Origin of the sequence: Actinoplanes sp. NPDC051475, assembly GCF_040689425.1 — a bacterium.
Classification (GTDB): domain Bacteria; phylum Actinomycetota; class Actinomycetes; order Mycobacteriales; family Micromonosporaceae; genus Actinoplanes.
The window spans coordinates 154,617-174,967 of the sequence record NZ_JBFAZZ010000006.1; the positions used below are offsets into that span (position 1 = coordinate 154,617).

Sequence of the window (20,351 nt, forward strand, 5' to 3'; positions counted from 1 at the left end):
AGGTGGGGAAAGGGCGAGGCAAACGGCGCCGGACCGGAAGCGGGCTTCCGGCCGATTTGCCCGGCGACGATTATTCACAACAACGGGCCGTCCGGGTGCCCCGCCCCGCGGCCCGTTGCCATTCCGCGATGCCGCGGCCCGCCACCGGCGGGCCGCGGACGCGACGTCAGTCCTTGTTCTTGCGGGTCTCGACGACCGGGCTCTGCACCGGATCGTCGGCCACCGGCTCCGCCACGACGGGCTCCTCGGCGACGTCCAGCGGCTCTTGCTTGACCACGCGGGCGATCGCGGGGCGCGCGAAGCGGGCGTTGACGCCGGGCGCGAGCTCCACCGTGACGACATCGTCGCCGACCGCCACGACCGTGGCGTGCAGGCCGCCGATGGTCACGATCTCGTCGCCGGGACCCAGTGCCGACTGCATGGCCTGCGCCTCGCGGCGCCGCTTCTGCTGCGGGCGGATCATCATGAAGTACATGACGCCGAAAAGCAGGACGATCAGGAGCAACGGCATGAAACTGCCGCCCCCCGCCTGTGGAGCTGCGTACAACACGTGGAAGAACCTTCCGTGGGGCCACCGCCGCGGCTCAGGACGCGCGGTGTGGCGATATATACATCCCGCTGGACGGCGGCGAGTCTAATCCTTCTTACTGGGAAGTCGCGGGCAGCCACACGTCACGTTCACATTACGGGGAGGAATCCTCATCCCGTGCGAACAGGTCGGGCTGCTGCGGCATCCCGGCCCGGCCTTCCGGCGGCGTCCTGCCGAGATGCCGCCAGCCCGCATCCGTGGCCACCCGGCCGCGCGGCGTACGCGCCAGCAGACCCGCCCTGACCAGGAACGGCTCGCACATCTCCTCGACCGTGTCGGACTGCTCCCCCACCGCCACGGCCAACGTGGACAGGCCGACCGGACCACCCCGGAACGAGTCGACGAGCGCGCGCAGGACGGCGCGGTCGAGCCGGTCCAGGCCCAGCTGGTCAACGTCGTACACGGTGAGGGCGGCCTTGGCGGTCTGCTCGTCGACGACGCCCTCGCCGCGCACCTCGGCGTAGTCCCGCACCCGCCGCAGCAGCCGGTTCGCGATACGCGGAGTCCCCCGCGACCGTCCGGCGATCTCCGCGGCACCTTCAGGCGTGATCGGCACCCCGAGGATGCGCGCGGACCGGTGCAGCAACGAGTCGAGGTCGGCGGGCGAGTAGAAGTCCAGGTGCGCGACGAACCCGAACCGGTCACGCATCGGCCCGGACAGCAGCCCGGCCCGCGTGGTGGCGCCGACCAGGGTGAACGGCTCGACGTCGAGCGGGATCGCGGTGGCGCCCGGCCCCTTGCCCACCACGACGTCGACCCGGAAGTCCTCCATGGCGCTGTAGAGCAGCTCCTCGGCCGGCTTGGCGATCCGGTGGATCTCGTCGATGAAGAGCACGTCGCCCTCGCCGAGGCCGGTGAGGATCGCGGCGAGATCCCCGGACCGCTCGATCACCGGGCCGCTGGTCGTCCGGATTGCGGTGCCGAGCTCCGCAGCCACGATGTTCGCCAAAGTGGTCTTACCCAAGCCGGGCGGGCCTGAGAGGAGGATGTGGTCGGGTGGGGTCCCGCGGCCCATCGCTCCCTTGAGGAGGAGTTCGAGCTGGTCGCGCACCCGGTGCTGGGCGATGAAGTCGGCGAGGCGGCGGGGGCGGACGCTGGCCTCCGCGTCCAGGTCGGCGTCCTCCGCGTACGGGGAGACCAAGTCCTCGGTCATCGGGTCCGGCCCAGCAGGCGGATGGCCTGCCGCAACAGGACGGGCACCGGGGGTGTCTCGCCGTCGAGGGTCTCGGCGATCGCGGCGACCGACTGGTCGGCCTGCTGGGTGGACCAGCCGAGCGCGAGGACGCCCTGGCGCACCTGGTCCTGCCAGCCGCCGCTGAGCGCGCCCGCCACGCCGTCCGGGCCGGTCGAGACGGCGCCGATGCGGTCGCGCAGTTCCAGCACCATGCGTTCGGCGCCCTTCTTGCCGATGCCAGGGACCCGGGTCAGGGTGGCGATGTCGCCGGACGAGATGGCGCGGCGTACGGCCTCGGGCTGGTGCACGGCGAGCACGGCCTGGGCGAGGCGCGGGCCGACGCCGCTGGCGGTCTGGAGGAGTTCGAACAGGTGCTTCTCGTCGTCGTCGGCGAAGCCGTAGAGGGTCAGCGAGTCCTCGCGTACGACGAGGCTGGTGGCGAGCCGCGCCTCAGTGCCGGCTTTGAGCCCGGCGAGCGTGCCGGGGGCGCACTGCACGGCGAGCCCGACGCCGCCGACCTCGATGACGGCGCTGTCCGGGGCGATGGCGGCGACCACTCCGCGCACGCTGGCGATCATCAACGGGCTCCTGTCCTGCGGGCGGGCTTGGCCTTGACCGCGGCGGCCTTCACCGCGGCCGCTCTGACCGAGGCGGCCTTGACCGCGGCGGCCTGCAGCCGGGCGCGGGTGCCGCCGCGCCAGATGTGGCAGATGGCGATGGCGAGCGCGTCGGCCGCGTCGGCCGGGCGGGGCGGCCCGTCGAGGCCGAGCAGGCGGGTCACCATGCTGGTGACCTGGGCCTTGCCGGCGGTTCCGGAGCCGGTCACGGCCGCCTTGACCTCGCTGGGCGTGTACGTCTGCACGGGCAGCCCGGCCCGCGCACCGGCGAGGATGCCGACGCCGCTGGCTTGGGCCGTACCCGTGACGGTCTGGGTGTTGTGCTGGCTGAAGACGCGCTCGACCGCGACGCTGTCCGGCCGGTGTTCGGCCACGAGGTCGGCGAGCGAGCGGTCGAGGTGCAACAGGCGCAGGGCGATGTCCTCGTCCGGCTCGGTGTAGACGACGTAGTAGCCCACGAGCTTGCACTGGCGTCCGGGCTCACCCTCGACCACCCCGACGCCGCACCGGGTGAGGCCGGGGTCGATGCCGAGCACCCGCACGAGCGCCCCCTTCTCCTCGGACGTGTGTTCGACACCCTAGTACGCCTGGCCGGGGCGGCCGCGAGCGACACACGCACATCGAACCCTTGTGCGGTGAGCGGCGTCACTCGACGATGGGATCGTGGCGTACTTGTTCCCACCGATGGACGACGAGCCGCCGGCGGACTTCATCGCGTTCGTCGCCGCCCGCCTGGAGCTGCTGCGCCAGGAGGCGATGCGGCTCTGCGGCGGGGACCGGTCCGCGAGCTCGCTGGCGATGGACGTGCTGACCGACGTGGCCGGCCATTGGCGCCGCCTGCGCTGGGAGAGCCGGGTGCGGCACCGCGACGTGCGCGGCGACTATCTGGTCCACCGCCTGGCGAAGCGAACCCAGCAGTGGCGCGAAGAGCAGATCCACCCGGTGGAGGTCTCGTTCCTGCCCCCGCCGAAGGCGTATGCCCGGCCGGCACCGGCGACGGTCGCGCAGCGGCTCGCGCCGCTGGTGCCGACGACGGTACGCGACGGGACCGGCGTCGTGGCCGAGGCGGAGATCGCTTGGTTGCACGCCTATCGAAGGCACATCTGGCACCGCTACGCGCGCATCTGCGGCGGCGGCCTCCTGCTCGTCGGCAGCCTGATCCAAATCATGTCGCAGGCGTCCGGCTCCGGGTGAAAAGAAGGGCCGCCCCCGGCGGCCCTCCACAAGTGACTCTCAGGCGTCCAGCGCCGCCATGACCTCGTCGCTGACGTCGAAGTTGGCGAAGATGTTCTGCACGTCGTCGCAGTCCTCGAGCACGTCGATCAGCTTGAAGACCTTGCGCGCGGCCTCCTCGTCGACGGGCACCGTCATGGTCGGCACCAGCGACGACTCGGCCGAGTCGTAGTCGATCCCGGCGTCCTGCAGCGCGGTGCGGACCGCGACCAGGTCGCCGGGCTCGCTGACCACCTCGAACGAGTCGCCGAGGTCGTTGATCTCCTCGGCGCCCGCGTCCAGGACCGCGAGCATGACGTCGTCCTCGGAGAGCGAGCCCTTGGGGACGATCACCACGCCCTTGCGGTTGAAGAGGTACGACACCGAGCCGGCGTCGGCGAACGTGCCGCCGTTGCGGGTCAGCGCGGTGCGCACCTCGGTGGCCGCGCGGTTGCGGTTGTCGGTGAGGCACTCGATCAGCAGGGCGACGCCGTTGGGGCCGTAGCCCTCGTACATGATCGTCTGCCAGTCGGCGCCGCCGGCCTCCAGGCCGGAGCCACGCTTGACGGCATTGTTGATGTTGTCGTTGGGAACCGAGCTCTTCTTCGCCTTCTGGATGGCGTCGTAGAGCGTGGGGTTACCGGCCGGGTCACCGCCGCCGACGCGGGCCGCCACCTCGACGTTCTTGATCAGCTTGGCGAACATCTTGCCGCGCTTGGCGTCGATGACGGCCTTCTTGTGCTTGGTCGTCGCCCACTTGGAGTGGCCGGACATGCGTAACCTCCGTGTCGTACTACCGTGCGTCTACGGCGTGGCGGACCATCTCGACGAAGTACCGGTGGACGCGGAGGTCGCCGGTGAGCTCGGGGTGGAAAGCCGTGGCGAGCAGGTTCCCCTGCCGAACGGCGACAATCCTACCGGCGGCGGGCCCGTCCTCGACGCGACCCAGCACCCGCACGTCGGTGCCGACCTCCTCGACCCACGGTGCCCGGATGAAGACGGCGTGGAAATCGCCGCCCTCGACGTCGTCGATGCGGACCGCCGCCTCGAACGAGTCGGCCTGCCGGCCGAAGGCGTTGCGCCGCACGGTCATGTCGATGCCGGCGAAGGATTCCTGGTCGGGCCGCCCGTCCAGGACGGTCGTGGCCAGCATGATCATGCCGGCGCAGGAGCCGTAGACGGGCATGCCGTCGGCGATCCGCTTGCGGATCGGGTCGAGCAGGCCGAAGGTGACCGCCAGCTTGCTCATGGTCGTGGACTCGCCGCCGGGGATGACGAGGGCGTCGACGGCGTCGAGCTCCTCGGTCCGGCGGACCGGGCGCGCGAGCGCGTCGCTCTCGGCGAGGGCGCTCAGGTGCTCCCGGACGTCACCTTGGAGGGCGAGGACTCCGATGTTCATGCTTCCTCCGCACATGGCACCGCGCCGGTCACGGGGACCGGCGCGGCACAAGAATGGTTCACCAACCGCGCTCGGCGAGGCGGTGCGGCTGCGGGATCTCCTCGACGTTGATGCCGACCATGGCCTCGCCCAGGCCGCGGGAGACCTTGGCGATCACGTCGGGGTCGTCGTGGAACGTGGTGGCCTTGACGATGGCGGCCGCGCGCTGCGCCGGGTTGCCCGACTTGAAGATGCCGGAGCCGACGAACACGCCCTCGGCGCCGAGCTGCATCATCATCGCCGCGTCGGCCGGGGTGGCGATGCCGCCCGCGGTGAACATGACGACGGGCAGCTTGCCGGTGGCGGCGACCTCCTTGACCAGGTCGTACGGCGCCTGCAGCTCCTTGGCGGCGACGAACAGCTCGTCCTCCGGCAGCGAGGTGAGCCGGCGGATCTCGCCGCGGATGGTGCGCATGTGGGTGGTGGCGTTGGAGACGTCACCCGTGCCGGCCTCGCCCTTGGAGCGGATCATCGCCGCACCCTCGGTGATGCGGCGCAGGGCCTCGCCGAGGTTGGTCGCACCGCAGACGAAGGGGATGGTGAACGCCCACTTGTCGATGTGGTTGGCGTAGTCGGCCGGGGTCAGCACCTCGGACTCGTCGATGTAGTCGACGCCGAGCGACTGGAGCACCTGGGCCTCGACGAAGTGGCCGATGCGGGCCTTGGCCATGACCGGGATCGAGACGGCGTTGATGATGCCGTCGATCATGTCGGGGTCGCTCATCCGGGACACGCCGCCCTGGGCGCGGATGTCGGCGGGGACCCGCTCGAGGGCCATGACGGCGACCGCGCCGGCGTCTTCGGCGATCTTGGCCTGTTCCGGCGTGACCACGTCCATGATCACACCGCCCTTGAGCATCTCGGCCATACCGCGCTTGACGCGGGCGGTACCGGTGGTGGGCTGGCTGTCGGGCGCGGTCTCGGACACGGTTCCTGGGCTCCTCACGAGGTGGGGTTTCGTGAACGATTTTACGCCCGGACCAGGGGCCGGCCGATGGCCAATCGCCCCCTCGGTGGCCTGCTCGGCCCGGGTCAGGCCGTGGGGATGCGCAGGTCGGCGGCCTCGGCGGGGCGCGGCACCGGCAGCGGCAGGGTCGGGTCGACCATCTCGAAGTACCGCGGCCGCTCGTAGCGCCGGGCCATGCGCAGCAGCCGCACCAGCGGGCGGCCCCGGGCGGTGAGCGCGTCGCGGACCAGGTCGGTGTGCACCTGGCGGGCCAGCACGACCCGGCGGCTGGTGGCCACGAGGGTGACGGTGGCAGGGTCGGCGCCGCTCAGCGCCGCGGCCTTGAGCTGGCGGGTCAGGTCGTTCTCCGCCGCCTCGCGCTCCTCCGCCGCGGCGTCGAGGGCGAGCCGGGCGGCCGCGTACAGCTCCACGAAGTCGGTCCGCTCGGCGACCACGGCCGCGGCGGCGGCGCGCCGCAGGAGGTGCGCGTCGAGGGCCCGGGCGGCCGACTGGGCACGCACGTGGACGCGCTCGACGCGGTGCGCCGTCCAGGCGAGGTACGCCGCCAGCAGAGCGACGACCGCGAGTACAGCCAGGACCCACCACATGCGGGGCATCGTAGTGCCTGATCGTGTCGGAGAGTCACGTCCCGGACCGTGGTTCGGCCCACTCTTCGTCGAAAACCCGCCCGTCTGTCGCCTCGATCGCCGTGGCGTACACCTCCAGCACCCGTTGGGCGACGCTGGGCCAGTCGAACGCCTTGACTACTGTGCGTGCACATGTGGCCAGCTCTGTGCGACGACACGTGTCGTCAAGGAGTTCGCCGAGCAGGATCGTGAGGGCCGCGGCGTCGCCCGTCGGGAACAACGCCCCGGCCCGGCCGCCGTCAAGGACCCGGCGGAACGCGTCGAGGTCGCTGGCGGCGATCGCGGCGCCGGCCGCCATGGCCTCCGTGAGGATCATGCCGAACGACTCACCGCCCGTGTTCGGCGCCACGTAGACGTCCACGCTGCGCAACATCCGCGCCTTGTCCTGCTCGCTCACCAGGCCCAGGAACTCGACGCGGGGACGCAGGTCGGCGGGGATGTCGTCGTACAGATCATCGCGGTCACCCGGACCGGCCACCAGCAGGCGCAGGCCCGGGCGCTCGCGGGCCAGCGTCACGAACGCGGCCCGCAACAGCTCGAAGCCCTTGCGCGGCTCGGTGAAGCGGCCCAGGAAGCCGAGCGTGCCGCCCTCGCCGGGCCATCCCGGCAGCGGCTCGGCCGTGGCGAACTTCGCCACGACGACGCCGTTGGGGATCTCGACCGCGCCACCGCCGAGGTGCTCCACCTGCACCTTGCGGGCCAGCTCGCTGACCGCGATGCGCGCGGTGATCTTCTCGACCACGAGCTGCAGCAGACCCTGCGCGGCGGAGAGGGCCCGTGAGCGCGTCATGGCGGTGTGGAAGGTGGCGACGACGGGCCCGCGCGCGGAGAGCACCGCCAGCAGCGAGAGGCTCAGGGTCATCGGCTCGTGGACGTGCAGGACGTCGAACTTGCCGCGGGCCAGCCAGCGGCGCACGCGGGCGGTGGAGACCGGCCCGAAGGCGATCCGCGCGACCGAGCCGTTGTACGGAAGCGGCAACGCCCGCCCGGCCGGCACGACGTACGGCGGGAGCTCGGCGTCCTCGTCGGCGGGCGCCAACACGCTCACCTCGTGCCCGAGGCTGATCAGCGCCTCCGCGAGGTCCACGATGTGGTTCTGCACGCCGCCGGGTACGTCGAACGAGTAGGGCGAGACGATCCCGATCCGCACGCTGCCCGCCTCAGACCCGTGCGCCCGAATTGAACCAGAGTTTCTGGAGCATGTGCCAGTCCTGCGGGTGCTCCGCGATGCCGATCTGGAACGCGTCCGCGATTCGCTGCGTGGTCTGTTTGACCCGCATGTCCAGGGCGCCCTCGGTGGCGGGTTCGATCCGGCGGATCCGCGCCTCGGTCCGGCTCTCGGAGAACCACAGATCAGCGGCGTAGAGCGGTGCCCCCGTACGCAGGGCGAGCAGCGCCGGCCCGGGCGGCATCCGGGTGCGCCCGCCGAAGAACTCCACCTCCACGCCCCGCGCGGACAGGTCGCGGTCGGCGAGCAGCGCGACGGCATAGCCCTGGGTCGCCTTCTCGGCGAGCACGTCGAGCGGCGGCCGCTGCCCGCCGGTGAGGGGGACGACCTCCATGCCGAGCTTTTCCCGGTACGCGACGAAGCGCTCGAACAGCCCCTCGGGCTTGAGCCGCTCCGCAATGGTGATCATCTTGTGGCCGCTGGAGACGAGCCAGGCCGCGGCCGCGTCCCAGTTGCCGACGTGAGGCAGGGCGAGGATCACGCCCCGGCCCTCGGCCAGGACCGCGTGCAGCTCGTCCGCCTGTTCGAGGTGGAAGCCGGCGAGGAACTCCTCGCGGGACTGCGACGGCAGCCGGAAGGCCTCCAGCCAGTAGCGGGCGTACGAGCGCAGGCCGGCCCGTACCAGTTCCTCGAGCTCGCCCTCGCTCATGCCGGGACCGACCACCTGGCGCAGGTTGCGGCGCAGCCGCTGGGTGCCGGGACCGTTGGCGCGCGCGGCCCGGTCGGCGGCGGTGTCGAAGATCGCCCGGGCGGCCCGCAGCGGCAGCATCCGGACGACCCGCCATCCGGCGGCGTAGCCGAGCTCGGTGAGCCGGTCCTTCACAGGGCCTCCCCCGCCGGCGCGACGGGCGGGGGCGGCGTGGCATCGGGCCGGTCCGATCGGGCGGCGTGGATCAGCCGCTGGAAGGCGGTGATCGCGGACAGCACGGCGAGGAACCAGAGCACCACCGGCAGCCCCCAGTCCAGCCCGGCGGCGCCGAGCAGGCCGCCCACGCCGAGGATGAGCAGGCGTTCGAGGCGCTCGGCGATGCCGACGTCGGCGTTCAGGCCGAGGCTCTGCGCGCGCGCCTTGACGTAGGAGACGACCTGGCCGCCGATCAGGCAGAGCAGCGCCGCCCAGACACCGCCGTACGGGTTGCCCTCGGTCGCGAGGTAGTAGACGACGGCGGCGAAGACGGCGCCGTCGGCGATGCGGTCCATGGAGGAGTCCAGGAGCGCCCCGAACTGCCCGGACGGGCCGCGCATGCGCGCCATCGTGCCGTCGAGCGCGTCCGTCAGCGCGCAGGCGGTGACGATCACCGTGCCCCAGAAGAGCATCCCCTGGGCGCCGAACCAGGAGCCGACGAGTACGCCGACGGTGCCGGCGACGGTCACCGCGTTCGGCGAGACCCCGCGGCGCAGGAGGAAGCGGGCGAGCGGATTGACCCCGTACGCGACGACGGCACGGGCGGGCACGCTGACGATCTTTGCCATGGCCGTCCCACCATAACGGCGCCCGGCGACGGGCGGTACGGCGCCGGTCACGCGACGCCGAATCGTCACAGGGACCCCCGATCCCGCCATCGCGTGACTACAGGGGGTTGCGCCGCCCATAGCGGTGGGTGTCAGATCCAAGGACAGCGTCGTGACGGCCGGGAAATAATGATCGGCACCGCCGGGGGTACGGCGCGCCATCGCAGGCGGCCGCCTCCGCAGCGACCGGGTCGGGAAGAATGGCCGCCGACCGGCTGATGAGGAGGTGCGTCAGGAATGGCGCAGAAGACCCAGGACAACGCGGGCGGGCCGGTGGTGACCGAGCCCGGCAGAGTACGCAACGTGGTGCTGGTGGGCCACTCCGGAGCGGGAAAGACGACGCTGGTCGAGGCGCTGCTGGCGGCGACCGGCACCATCCCCCGCGCCGGAACGGTGACCGAGGGCACCACGGTCTGCGATCACGATCCCGCCGCCGTACGCCAGCAGCGCTCCGTCTCGCTCTCCTGCGCGTCGGTCGTGCACGAGGGCGTGAAGGTCAACCTGCTGGACACCCCCGGGTACGCCGACTTCGTCGGGGAGCTGCGCGCCGGCCTGCGGGCCGCGGACGCCGCGCTCTTCGTGGTGTCGGCGGTCGACGGGGTGGACGACGCGACGACGGCTCTCTGGCAGGAGTGCGCCGCGGTGGGAATGCCCCGCGCGGTCGCCATCACCCGGCTCGACCACCCCCGCGCCGACTACGACGAGACGCTGCAGGACTGCCAGGAGGCGTTCGGCGAGAACGTCATGCCGATCTACCATCCGATGCTGGGCGACGACGGCACGTCGGTCGCCGGCCTGATCGGCCTGGTCACCCTGCGGGTCCTCGACTACTCCGAGGGCTACCCGCCGCGCGCCTCCGAGGCGGAGCCCGAGCACCTCAACCCGATCCAGGACGACCGCAACCTGCTCATCGAGGGGATCATTGCCGAAAGCGAGGACGAGACCCTCATGGACCGGTACCTCGGCGGCGAGCTGATCAGCACCGACACCCTCGTGCCGGACCTGGAGAAGGCGGTGGCCCGGGGCAACTTCTATCCGGTCATCCCGGTCTGCGCGGGCACCGGCGTCGGCCTGGACGCGCTCCTCGACGGCCTGGTCGACGCCGGCCCCTCGCCGACCGAGCACGACCTGCCCGTGGTGACCGGCGTCGACGGCGGCCCGCGGCCGCCGCTCACCTGCGACCCGGCCGGCCCGCTGGTGGCCGAGGTGGTCAAGACGACGATCGACCGGCACGTCGGCCGGGTGTCGCTGGTCCGTGTCTTCTCCGGCACCCTGCGCCCGGAGCTCACCGTGCACGTCTCCGGCCACGGCCTGACCGAGCGCGGGCACCCCGACCACGACGCCGACGAGCGGATCGCGCACATCTACTCGCCGCTGGGCGCGCAGCTGCGCGAGGTGCCCGCCTGCATCGCGGGCGACATCTGCGCGATCACCAAGTCGGGCAGCGCCGAGACCGGCGACACCCTCTCGGCCAAGGACCAGCCGCTGCTCATGGAGCCGTGGTCGATGCCCGAGCCGCTGCTGCCGATCGCCGTGGTGGCCAAGACCCGCTCCGACGAGGACGCCCTGGCCAAGAACCTGGCCCGGCTGGTCGCGGGCGACCCGACGCTGCGCCTGGAACGCAACGCCGACACCCACCAGCTCGTGCTCTGGTGCATGGGCGAGGCCCACGCCGACGTCGTCCTGGACCGGCTCCGGGCCGGCGGCGTGGACCTGGACACCGAGCCGGTGAAGGTCTCGCTGCGGGAGACCTTCGGCGCCGCGTCGAAGGGCCACGGCCGGCACGTGAAGCAGTCCGGCGGCCACGGCCAGTACGCCGTCTGCGACATCGAGGTGGAGCCGCTGCCCCGCGGCGCCGGTTTCGAGTTCGTGGACAAGGTCGTCGGCGGGGCGGTGCCGCACAACTACATCCCGTCGGTGGAGAAGGGCGTCCGCGCCCAGCTCGAGCGCGGCATCGTCGCCGGCTACCCGGTGGTCGACCTGCGCGTGAAGCTCGTGGACGGCAAGGCGCACAGCGTCGACTCCTCCGACGCCGCGTTCCAGACGGCCGGGGCGCTGGCCCTGCGCGAGGCCGCCGAGCAGGGTCAGATGACGCTGCTCGAGCCGGTCGACGAGGTCGTAGTACGGGTGCCGGACGCGTACGTGGGCTCGGTCATGAGCGACCTCTCCGGCCGCCGCGGCCGCCCGATGGGTTCCGAGGCCGACACCGACGGCGAGCACAGCCTGGTCCGCGCCGAGGTGCCCGCGACCGAGCTGGTGCGCTACGCGGTCGAGCTGCGCGCCCTCACCTCCGGGGCGGGCACGTTCACCCGGTCGTACGCGAGGCACGAGCCCATGCCGGCCCACCTGGCCGACGCGGTCCGCAAGGAGCACGCCGCCGCTAAGTAGACGTCAGACGGCCGCCGCCATCGGATACGCGGGAAGCTCGATGGCGGTGGCCGCCTCGTACAGCGGCCGGGTGACCCGCTCGATGATCTGCCGCTTCCACGGGTTGTACTTCAGCGTGCGCATCCCGTGGTTGCGCAACGCGATCTGCCGGCGACCGCCCGGCACCATGTCGCCGGCCATCTTGCGGCCGAGGCTCAGGTTGCGCTCGACGTACGGCCGCATCACCGCCTCGTATCGGCGCAACGCCTCCTCGTGACCGCCCGCCGCGGCCAGCTCTCCCGCGAGCACGTACGCGCCGACCAGCGCGAGGCTGGTGCCCTGCCCGGACGAGGGTGCCGGGCAGTGCGCGGCGTCGCCGAGCAGGACCACCCGCCCGGCCGACCAGCGTGGCAGCTCGACCTGGCTCAGGGAGTCGAAGTAGAGGTCCGGGACGCCGTCGAGGGCGTCCAGGAACGCCGGCACCCGCCAGCCCATGTCCGCGAAGCGCTCCCGCAGGACCGCCCGCGGGTCCGGCTGCCGCGGCAGCACCGGCGAGGCGAAGACCAGCCCGGCCTTGGTGGCGGCGGCCCCGGTGCTGTAGGCGAACACCATGCGCCCGGGCGCGCAGAAGAAGACCTCCTCGTGGTCCAGGCCGAGGTCCTCCGGGACGTCGAAGATCGAGATGTACGCGCCCAGGTGCCGCAGCGGCACGTCGCCCATGACCAGGCGCCGGGTCGCCGAGTGCAGCCCGTCGGCGCCCACGACGAGGTCGAAGCGCCGGGTGGCGCCGCTCGCGAAGGTCACCGCCACGCCGTCGGCGCGCTCGTCGAGGGTGGCGATCGAGTCGCCGAAGACGTATTCGACGGCGGCGGCCGTGGCGTCGTACAGGATGCGGGTGAGGTCGGTCCGCATCACCTCCCGATCGTCGCCGCGGCGGCCCATCAGCAGGTTCGCGTCGAGCACGGCGATCGGGGAGCCGTCGGCCCGCACGTAGGTGACGGTCCGCATCGCGGTGTCGGCCGCCCGCACCGTTTCGAACAGCCCGAGGCGCTTGAGCACCTCGACCGCCGCGCCCCGGATGTCGACCTTGTAGCCGCCGTCGCGCAGGGCCGGGGCCCGCTCGACGACCGTGGCCCGCATGCCGTGCCGGTGCAGGGCCAGGGCGAGGGCGGGGCCGGCGAGGCCGGCGCCCGAGATCAGAACCTCTCGTCGTGTCATGCGGCTACTATACAAACGTCTTATACGTTTGTATAGAACCTAGGATGACGCCCATGGGACACCGGGAGGATCTGCTCGAGGGCGCGAAACGCTGCCTCTACGAGAAGGGCTATGCGAGCACGACCGCCCGCGACGTGGTGGCCGCCTCCGGCACCAACCTGGGCTCGATCGGCTACCACTACGGCTCCACCCGCGCGCTGATGAACGCCGCGATGCTCAGCGCGATCGAGGACTGGGGCGACGCCGTCGGCGCGGCCCTGGCCGCCGAGCCGGGCGACGAGCCGGAGGACCCGCTGGTGCGCTACTGGCGGCGGGTGATCGGCACCCTCGGCACCCATCGCGAGCTGTGGCTGGCGAGCGTCGAGGCGATGATCCAGGCCGAGCACTCCCCCGACCTGCGCGCCCAGCTCGCCGACGGCATGGAACAGGGCCGGCGCGGCCTCGCGGCGCTGCTCACCGGCCGGCCCGAGGAAAGCCTGGACGAGCAGTCCGTCCGCACCGTCGGCGCCGCCGCGCTGGCGCTGATGTCCGGCGTGATGACGCAGTGGCTCACCGATCCGGCCCGGGCGCCGTCCGCCGAGCAGCTCGCGGCCGGGCTGCGCGCCCTCTGCGGAGCGCCGCTCTAGCTCTCGGCCGACACCCAGGCCTTGGCCAGCAGCTCCCTGGTGTCGCCGAGCAGCTGCGGCAGCACCTTCGTCCGCCCGATCACCGGCATGAAGTTTCCGTCGCCGCCCCACCGCGGCACCACGTGCTGGTGCAGGTGGGCGGCGATGCCCGCACCCGCCACCGCGCCCTGGTTCATGCCGAGGTTGAACCCGTGCGGGCTGCTCGCCCGGCGGATGACGCGCATCGCCTGCTGGGTGAACTCCGCCAGCTCCGCGGTCTCCGGCCCGGTCAGGTCGGTGTAGTCGGCCACGTGCCGGTACGGGCACACCAGCAGGTGCCCCGGGTTGTACGGGTAGAGATTGAGCACGACGAACACCGATTCCCCGCGCGCCACCACCAGGCTGTCACCTTCCGGCAGCCCCGGTGCGACACAGAACGGGCAGCCGGACGGTTTCTCGTAACCGCCCTCGGGCCGGTCCGCACCGGAGATGTACGCCATCCGGTGCGGCGTCCAGAGCCGATCGAGTCCGTCCGGTTCCCCCACGTCGCTCACTCGCCCACCCTAATGCCGCGGGCCCACCCGTTTCTCCCCGGACAAGCGCCGGCGCCGCCGGGCGACGTGGATCATGACGTCATGGCCCGATCCGGAAGCGCCGAGAGATTCAGCTGGCTGCTGGCGCTGCAGCCCGCGGTCCTGATCGTCGAGCTCCACCACTTCTCCACCGGTCCGGTGCTGGCCGCGACGGTCTCCGCCTGGCTGGTGGGAGGAGCCGTGATGCTCGTGCTCGGCACGTGCCTGGGATTCTGCGACACACGCGCGCTGAAGCAGGCCGGGGTGCGGCTCAGCCCCGCCTGGGTGGTGGTGCCGGCGGCCTACTTCATCCTGCGGACCCTGCGCAATTCCGGCCGCGGCGTGCTGCAGCTCGTGCTGCACACCGTGCTCACGATCGCCGCCCTCGCGATGACGGCCGTCGCCGTGACGCCCACCGTCCTGAAGACCGCGAAATGGAGCGACCACGACGACAGCTGGATGGCCGAGCAGGTGACGGCGCAGCTCCGGGAGAAGGGCCGGCTACCGGCGGGAACGCGGGTCGATTGCAGCGCGCCGCCGGACATCGGCGGCAAGGCCTACTGCGGCATCGTGCCTGACGTGCCCGGCGACGAACCACCGTGGGTCGCGGTGGTCCCCGTGTACCGCAACGAGAAGCGCACCGCGACGGCAGACGTCGACGGGCTCCAGCCGGTAGGGCCGCGATGAGCGGCCACGGCCGCCGGCGGATCGCCGGCGCCGTCGCCTCCCTGCTGGTGGCCGCAGGCCTGCTCTGGTTCCTGCTGAATCCCGAGGACGTTCTCGGTACGTTGCTGCCCGAGGCCGTGGACCGGGTGCTGGCGCTCATCGATCACCTCACCGGGGTGAACGACGTGGGGCGTTAGGCGGCGGAGGGTCCGGTGTTGACCCGGGAGCTGACCACCTCGACGACGTGCGCCACGGCCTCGTCCAGCGCCATGCCGTTGCGCTGGGAGCCGTCGCGGTAGCGGAACGAGACCGTGCTGCCGTTGACGTCGTCGTCGCCCGCGATCGCCATGAACGGGATCTTCTGCTGCTGGGCGGTGCGGATCTTCTTCTGCATGCGGTCGGTGGAGTGGTCGACCTCGGCGCGGATGCCCTCCTTGCGCAGCCGCGCGGCGAAGTCCTCGAGGTAGGCCGCGTGGTCGTCGCGGATCGGGATGCCCACCACCTGCACCGGCGCGAGCCAGGCCGGGAAGGCGCCGGCGTAGTGCTCGACCAGCACGCCGAAGAAGCGCTCGATAGAGCCGAACTTCGCCGAGTGGATCATCACCGGCTCCTGGCGGGAGCCGTCGGCCGCCTGGTACTCCAGGCCGAAGCGGGCCGGCTGGTTGAAGTCGTACTGGATGGTCGACATCTGCCAGGTGCGCCCGATCGCGTCCTTCGCCTGCACGCTGATCTTCGGGCCGTAGAACGCCGCGCCGCCCGGGTCGAGCACCAGCTCGAGGCCCGACTCGACCGCGACGTCCTCGAGTACCTTGGTGGCGATGTCCCACTGCTCGTCCGAGCCGATGAACTTGTCGCTCTTGGGGTCCCGCGTGGACAGTTCCAGGTAGTAGTCGTCGAGGCCGAAGTCGCGCAGCAGGGACAGCACGAAGTTCAGCAGGTGCTTGATCTCGGCCGGGGCGTCCTCGGCGGTGACGTACGAGTGCGAGTCGTCCTGGGTCAGGCCGCGCACCCGGGTCAGGCCGTGCACCACACCGGACTTCTCGTAGCGGTAGACCGAGCCGAACTCGAACAGCCGCATCGGCAGCTCACGGTAGGACCGCCCGCGCGACCTGAAGATCAGGTTGTGCATCGGGCAGTTCATCGCCTTGAGGTAGTAGTCGGCGCCCTCCATGTGCATCGGAGGGAACATGGTGTCCGCGTAGTACGGCAGGTGGCCCGAGGTGTGGAACAGGCCTTCCTTGGTGATGTGCGGCGTGCCGACGTACTGGAAGCCCTCCTCGATGTGGCGGGCCCGGACGTAGTCCTCCATCTCGCGCTTGATCACGCCGCCCTTGGGGTGGAAGACCACCAGGCCGCTGCCGATCTCGTCGGGGAAGGAGAACAGGTCGAGCTCGGTGCCGAGCTTGCGGTGGTCGCGGCGCTCGGCCTCGGCGAGCCGGTTCAGGTACGCCTTGAGCTCGTCGCGGCTCGGCCACGCGGTGCCGTAGATGCGCTGGAGCTGCGGGTTCTTCTCACTGCCCCGCCAGTAGGCGGCGGCGGAGCGCATCAGTTTGAACGCGGGGATCATCCGCGTGGTGGGCAGGTGCGGGCCACGGCAGAGGTCGCCCCAGACCCGCTTGCCGTCGCGGTCGAGGTTGTCGTAGTGGGTCAGCTCGCCGCCGCCCACCTCCATGACCTCGGAATCATCCACGTCGCCCTTGATGTCGACGAGCTCCAGCTTGTACGGCTCGTGCGCCAGCTCCGCCTTGGCCTCGTCGAGCGAGCCGTACTCGCGGCGGCGGAAGGTCTGTCCCGCCTTGACGATCTCCTGCATCCGCTTCTCGAGCTTGGCCAGGTCGTCGGGCTGGAACGGCTTCTCGACGTCGAAGTCGTAGTAGAAGCCGTTCTCGATCGGCGGGCCGATGCCGAGCTTGGCCTCGGGGAAGACGTCCTGCACCGCCTGGGCGAGCACGTGCGCCGCCGAGTGGCGCAGCACGTTCAACCCGTCCGGCGAGTCGACGGACACCGCTTCGACCTCGGCGTCCTGCCCGGGAACCCAGTCGAGGTCACGCAGGCGCCCGCCCACTTCGCGGACCACGACGATCGCCTTCGGACCGGACTGCGGGAGGCCGGCGGCAGCCACCGCGTCGGCCGCCGTCGACCCCGCCGGTACGACCAGAGCTGCGGACACGGTGGTTCTCCTTCAGTCGACAAGCGGATTCGCACACGATGCTAGTAGGTCTGCCCGTTCACCTTTCGAGCGACGCGGCCGGCCAATCCGGCAGCGGCTCGCGGGCCCTGATCCACTCCTCCGGGATGCCGTCCGTCCCGGTGTGCGCGGCCACAACTCCTCCGGCCATCGCGGCTGTCGTGTCCACGTCGCCGCCCGCGCTGATGCAGGCCGTGATCGCGCGCGGGTAGTCGTCGAGGTGGTGCGCGGCGACCCACAGCGCGAACGGCACCGAGTCCTGTGCCATCGCCCGGGTGCCGGTGCCCAGCTCGTACGCGGCCTCGGCGGCGTCGCGGATGCGGGTGGCGGCCAGCAGGCCGTCGCGTACCCGGCTCTGCGGGGTGTGCGCGAGCACCGCGCCCAGGAGGTCCACCGGACGGCCGGCCAACCGCGCGGTGGCGGCCACGGCCGCGGCGACGGTCACCGCGATGCCGCCGGCGATGCCCTCGGGGTGGGCATGGGTGACCTCGGCGGCCCGGGCGCCCTGGACGGCGGCGTGGGCGAGCGAGTCGGCGTGCCAGGCGCCGAGCGGCGCGGCCCGCATGGCGGCGCCGTTGCCCGCCGAGCCCTGTCCGTCGAAGGCGGCCGCCGCCGCGATCGGCCACGGGACGCCCTCCCGGATCTGCCGCAGCAACACGACGGCTCCCGGGCCGTAGCCGCGGTACGGGTCGAAGTGCCGGCCGAGGAGCTCGGCGAAGCGGTCGCGGTCGAGGCCGGCGTCGTCACTGGCCGTCAGGGCGGCGAGCAGGCAGCAGGCTTCCTCGGTGTCGTCGGTCCAGGGCCACGGCGGGTCCGGCAGCGCGCCGGGCCGGATGCCGGGAACGAAGTACTGGGCGCCCAGAGCGTCGCCCACGGAGAGGCCGGTGAGGCTGTCGGCGGCGAGCGCCGCACGGGTGTCGGGAAAGAGTGTGAAAGACATCGGTGCTCGAATCCTACCGCCGATTTGGTGACTCTCCGTATCCGAGAGACGCCGCTGAATGACGGATTCGGTCTATCTTGCCAAGGGCAGTACCTTCTTCGCATGGCCACGGTGTTGCTCGTCGAGGACGACCACGTCGTGCGCGGTGCGATGCTCCGGTCGCTGGCCGACCGGGGGCACGCCGTGCACGCCGTCGGCACGGCCCTCGACGCCCTGCGCCGGGTCGCCGCTGAGACGCCCGACCTGGTGGTGCTCGACCTGGGACTGCCCGACCTCGACGGCTCGGACGCGTTGCGGATGCTGCGCGGCATCACCGACGTGCCGATCATCATCGCCACCGCGCGCGACGACGAGCAGACGGTCGTACGGCTGCTGCGCGCCGGAGCCGACGACTACATGGTCAAGCCGTTCACCGGCGCCCACCTCGACGCGCGGATCACCACGGTGCTGCGCCGCGTCGGCCGCGCCAGCCGGACCGCGCAGCCGGCCGTACACGAGGTGGGTGAACTGCGCGTCGACATCGGCGAGCGCAGCGCCAGCCTCGGGGACCAGCCGCTGGCACTGACCCGCAAGGAATTCGATCTGCTGGCATACCTGGCCGCACGCCCGGGCCGGGTCGTCTCGCGTCGTGAGCTGTTGGAGGAGGTATGGCGACAGCCATCAGTCGGCGAGGACCAGACGATCGACGTGCATCTGTACTGGCTCCGTCGGAAACTGGGCGAATCCGCAGCGAAGCCTCGCTACCTGCGCACCGTGCGGGGGGTCGGATTCCGGTTGGTGGCCCCGGACTGAGGGCCCGGCTGGCATACGTCAGCGCCGCCACCACCACCATCGCCGCCCTCGCCTTCCTCATCCCGTTGGGCTGGGAACTGCGGGCGGACCATCGCGACAGCGCCATGGCCGCTGCCGAGCAGCGCAGCGCCACGGTCGCCGGTGCGGTCGCCGCGAACGCCAACAAGAAGGGCGTCGACGCCGCCGTCAAGGCGGCCGGGGGTGACGTCGTCGTGCACGCCCCCGGCACGACCAAGGACAGCCGGGTGCCGGTCGAGAAACTGGTCGCGGCCGGCCGCGGCAGCGAGTCCGTCGAGGTGAACGTCGACGGCGGTGTCGTCCGCCTGCAGCCGGTGGAAGCGAGCGGCAAGACCTCCGTGGTCGAGGTGTTCGTTCCCGAGGCCGAGCTCGGCGCGGGCACCTCCCGGGACTGGTGGATCCTGCTGGGCATCATGGCCGGGCTGGTCATCGGTTCGGTGATCGTGGTGGACCGGCTGGCGCGCGGCGCGGTCGCCTCGGTCCGCAACCTCGTGCACGCGGCGATGGCGGTCGGCGGCGGCGACCTCGGCGTCCGCATCCAGCCCTCCGGTCCCCGCGAGCTCGCCGAGGCCGGGTACGCGTTCAACCGCATGGCCGACCGCCTCGTCACGTCCCGCACCAGCGAACGCGAGCTCGTGGCCGACCTGTCGCACCGGCTGCGAACCCCGCTGACCGTGCTGCGGCTCGACGCCGAGGCGCTCGACCCCGACGACACCCACATCGGCGAGTTCTCGGCGGCCGAGCTCGACCGGCGGCGCGGCATCCGGCGCATCCGGCAGGCGATCGTCACCCTCGAGGGCGAGGTCGACCAGCTCATCAACACCACCCGCGCCGCGGTCGCCGCCCAGGTGGCCGACGCCCCCGAGGAGGGGCTGTGCGACGCCGCCGAGGTCGTCCGCGACCGCATGGTCTTCTGGTCCGCCCTGGCCGGCGACCAGAACCGGCAGTACCGCGTGGTGGGCGCCCAGCTGCGCATCCCGGTGCCGGTGGCCCGTACGGAGCTCGCGGCGGCCCTGGACGCGGTGCTCGGCAACGTGTTCCGCTACACGCCCCAGGGCACGGCGTTCGAGGTGGGTATCTCCCGGCGGGACGGCTGGGTGGCGCTGCGCGTCGACGACGCCGGCCCGGGCATCGACGATCCGGAGAAGGCACTCCAGCGCGGGCAGAGCGAGCAGGGCTCGACCGGCCTCGGGCTGGACATCGCCCGGCGGGCCGCCCAGGCCGCGGGCGGCTCGGTCAGCCTGGCGCGGGCCGCCATGGGCGGTGCCAGCGTGGTGATGCTGCTCGCCGACGCGGAGGCCCCGCCGAAGCAGGCGAGCCGGTTCGGGCTGGTCGGCCGGCTGGCCCGGGAACGCGTCCCGGGGCCGCGCAAACGGCCGAACCAGCGCACGGACGAGTCGTGAACACCCCCAGGCGGCGGCAAGGCGCGCAATTCCCCCGGACGGTAGAAGGATTGCTTAGATCTGTATTAAGGGCGTTCCCCTGGCGCAGCCGGGCTGGCACGCTCTATTCCGATCCCATCCGGCTTCCCGGTCCGAAGCCCGCAGCACGTCCCCACACCCCGGACCGGCGAAGCCCTCGCGCGGTGGGAGGTGGTCACCCCATAACCCCCTCCCACCGCG

At 72.0% G+C, this 20,351-nt stretch carries 22 protein-coding genes; 7 read left to right on the forward strand and 15 right to left on the reverse strand.

The features are described 5' to 3' along the window. Positions 1–166 precede the first annotated feature (166 nt). The 4 genes from yajC to ruvC form a co-directional block, all read right to left on the reverse strand. Positions 167–511, reverse strand: coding sequence for a preprotein translocase subunit YajC (gene yajC, locus AB0368_RS14550; protein ID WP_366154334.1), 345 nt, complete (start codon positions 509–511; stop codon positions 167–169). Positions 512–683: 172 nt separating this feature from the next. Continuing rightward, the gene (gene ruvB / locus AB0368_RS14555; protein ID WP_366154335.1) at positions 684–1,742 is read right to left on the reverse strand and encodes a Holliday junction branch migration DNA helicase RuvB; all 1,059 of its coding nucleotides are present in this window, start codon (positions 1,740–1,742) and stop codon (positions 684–686) included. After that, positions 1,739–2,341 (reverse strand): Holliday junction branch migration protein RuvA, encoded by a 603-nt coding sequence (gene ruvA, locus AB0368_RS14560; protein WP_366154336.1) that lies wholly within the window; start codon positions 2,339–2,341, stop codon positions 1,739–1,741. Before ruvA ends, ruvB begins: the two co-directional genes overlap by 4 nt. Continuing rightward, positions 2,341–2,922 (reverse strand): crossover junction endodeoxyribonuclease RuvC, encoded by a 582-nt coding sequence (gene ruvC, locus AB0368_RS14565; protein WP_366154337.1) that lies wholly within the window; start codon positions 2,920–2,922, stop codon positions 2,341–2,343. Before ruvC ends, ruvA begins: the two co-directional genes overlap by 1 nt. Positions 2,923–3,043: 121 nt before the next feature. Between ruvC and AB0368_RS14570 the strand changes: the two genes are divergently transcribed. Next, positions 3,044–3,574, forward strand: coding sequence for a hypothetical protein (locus AB0368_RS14570; RefSeq protein WP_366154338.1), 531 nt, complete (start codon positions 3,044–3,046; stop codon positions 3,572–3,574). 39 nt (positions 3,575–3,613) lie between these two features. On the opposite strand, the gene AB0368_RS14575 is transcribed toward AB0368_RS14570, so the two are convergent. From AB0368_RS14575 to pgsA, 7 genes are all read right to left on the reverse strand, one after another. After that, positions 3,614–4,366: a YebC/PmpR family DNA-binding transcriptional regulator gene (locus tag AB0368_RS14575; protein WP_366154339.1), complete on the reverse strand. Its 753-nt coding sequence runs from the start codon at positions 4,364–4,366 to the stop codon at positions 3,614–3,616. A 19-nt stretch (positions 4,367–4,385) separates the two neighbouring features. Further along, positions 4,386–4,991, reverse strand: coding sequence for a pyridoxal 5'-phosphate synthase glutaminase subunit PdxT (pdxT, locus tag AB0368_RS14580; RefSeq protein WP_366154340.1), 606 nt, complete (start codon positions 4,989–4,991; stop codon positions 4,386–4,388). A 58-nt stretch (positions 4,992–5,049) separates the two neighbouring features. Continuing rightward, positions 5,050–5,958 (reverse strand): pyridoxal 5'-phosphate synthase lyase subunit PdxS, encoded by a 909-nt coding sequence (gene pdxS, locus AB0368_RS14585; RefSeq protein ID WP_366154342.1) that lies wholly within the window; start codon positions 5,956–5,958, stop codon positions 5,050–5,052. Positions 5,959–6,062: 104 nt separating this feature from the next. After that, positions 6,063–6,593, reverse strand: coding sequence for a hypothetical protein (locus AB0368_RS14590; RefSeq protein ID WP_366154343.1), 531 nt, complete (start codon positions 6,591–6,593; stop codon positions 6,063–6,065). Positions 6,594–6,618: 25 nt separating this feature from the next. After that, positions 6,619–7,773, reverse strand: a complete 1,155-nt coding sequence (locus AB0368_RS14595; protein WP_366154344.1) for a glycosyltransferase family 4 protein — start codon at positions 7,771–7,773, stop codon at positions 6,619–6,621. Between the two features lie 10 nt (positions 7,774–7,783). Next, positions 7,784–8,674 carry a phosphatidylinositol mannoside acyltransferase gene (locus tag AB0368_RS14600; RefSeq protein WP_366154345.1) on the reverse strand — a complete coding sequence of 297 codons (891 nt, stop codon included), beginning with the start codon at positions 8,672–8,674 and terminating at the stop codon, positions 7,784–7,786. Beyond that, complete coding sequence (gene pgsA, locus AB0368_RS14605; protein ID WP_366154346.1) at positions 8,671–9,324, reverse strand: phosphatidylinositol phosphate synthase; 654 nt, start codon at positions 9,322–9,324, stop codon at positions 8,671–8,673. The genes AB0368_RS14600 and pgsA overlap by 4 nt, the downstream gene beginning before the upstream one ends. Positions 9,325–9,600: 276 nt before the next feature. Here pgsA and AB0368_RS14610 point away from each other — a divergent pair, with 276 nt between their 5' ends. Further along, complete coding sequence (locus AB0368_RS14610) at positions 9,601–11,751, forward strand: elongation factor G-like protein EF-G2 (RefSeq protein ID WP_366154347.1); 2,151 nt, start codon at positions 9,601–9,603, stop codon at positions 11,749–11,751. 3 nt (positions 11,752–11,754) lie between these two features. Here the strand turns inward: AB0368_RS14610 and AB0368_RS14615 are convergent, their stop codons facing one another. Next, complete coding sequence (locus AB0368_RS14615) at positions 11,755–12,948, reverse strand: FAD-dependent monooxygenase (RefSeq protein WP_366154348.1); 1,194 nt, start codon at positions 12,946–12,948, stop codon at positions 11,755–11,757. Between the two features lie 53 nt (positions 12,949–13,001). Between AB0368_RS14615 and AB0368_RS14620 the strand changes: the two genes are divergently transcribed. Beyond that, positions 13,002–13,574, forward strand: a complete 573-nt coding sequence (locus AB0368_RS14620; protein WP_366154349.1) for a TetR/AcrR family transcriptional regulator — start codon at positions 13,002–13,004, stop codon at positions 13,572–13,574. Here the strand turns inward: AB0368_RS14620 and AB0368_RS14625 are convergent. Then, positions 13,571–14,053, reverse strand: coding sequence for an HIT domain-containing protein (locus AB0368_RS14625; RefSeq protein ID WP_366154584.1), 483 nt, complete (start codon positions 14,051–14,053; stop codon positions 13,571–13,573). The two genes, AB0368_RS14620 and AB0368_RS14625, sit on opposite strands and share 4 nt — an antisense overlap. Positions 14,054–14,188: 135 nt before the next feature. Between AB0368_RS14625 and AB0368_RS14630 the strand changes: the two genes are divergently transcribed. Together AB0368_RS14630 and AB0368_RS14635 are read left to right on the forward strand one after the other, a co-directional pair. Further along, positions 14,189–14,812 (forward strand): hypothetical protein, encoded by a 624-nt coding sequence (locus AB0368_RS14630; protein ID WP_366154350.1) that lies wholly within the window; start codon positions 14,189–14,191, stop codon positions 14,810–14,812. After that, on the forward strand, positions 14,809–14,988 hold the full coding sequence (locus AB0368_RS14635; RefSeq protein ID WP_366154351.1) for a hypothetical protein: 180 nt from the start codon (positions 14,809–14,811) through the stop codon (positions 14,986–14,988). Before AB0368_RS14630 ends, AB0368_RS14635 begins: the two co-directional genes overlap by 4 nt. Here AB0368_RS14635 and thrS read toward each other — a convergent pair. Together thrS and AB0368_RS14645 are read right to left on the reverse strand one after the other, a co-directional pair. Further along, positions 14,985–16,961, reverse strand: a complete 1,977-nt coding sequence (gene thrS, locus AB0368_RS14640; RefSeq protein ID WP_366154352.1) for a threonine--tRNA ligase — start codon at positions 16,959–16,961, stop codon at positions 14,985–14,987. The genes AB0368_RS14635 and thrS overlap by 4 nt on opposite strands. A gap of 58 nt (positions 16,962–17,019) precedes the next feature. Continuing rightward, positions 17,020–17,919 carry an ADP-ribosylglycohydrolase family protein gene (locus AB0368_RS14645; RefSeq protein WP_366154353.1) on the reverse strand — a complete coding sequence of 300 codons (900 nt, stop codon included), beginning with the start codon at positions 17,917–17,919 and terminating at the stop codon, positions 17,020–17,022. Positions 17,920–18,021: 102 nt separating this feature from the next. Here AB0368_RS14645 and AB0368_RS14650 point away from each other — a divergent pair, with 102 nt between their 5' ends. Beyond that, the gene (locus AB0368_RS14650; RefSeq protein ID WP_199513587.1) at positions 18,022–18,711 is read left to right on the forward strand and encodes a response regulator transcription factor; all 690 of its coding nucleotides are present in this window, start codon (positions 18,022–18,024) and stop codon (positions 18,709–18,711) included. A gap of 104 nt (positions 18,712–18,815) precedes the next feature. Beyond that, positions 18,816–20,132, forward strand: coding sequence for a HAMP domain-containing sensor histidine kinase (locus tag AB0368_RS14655; RefSeq protein WP_366154585.1), 1,317 nt, complete (start codon positions 18,816–18,818; stop codon positions 20,130–20,132). The last annotated feature ends 219 nt before the right edge of the window (positions 20,133–20,351 follow it).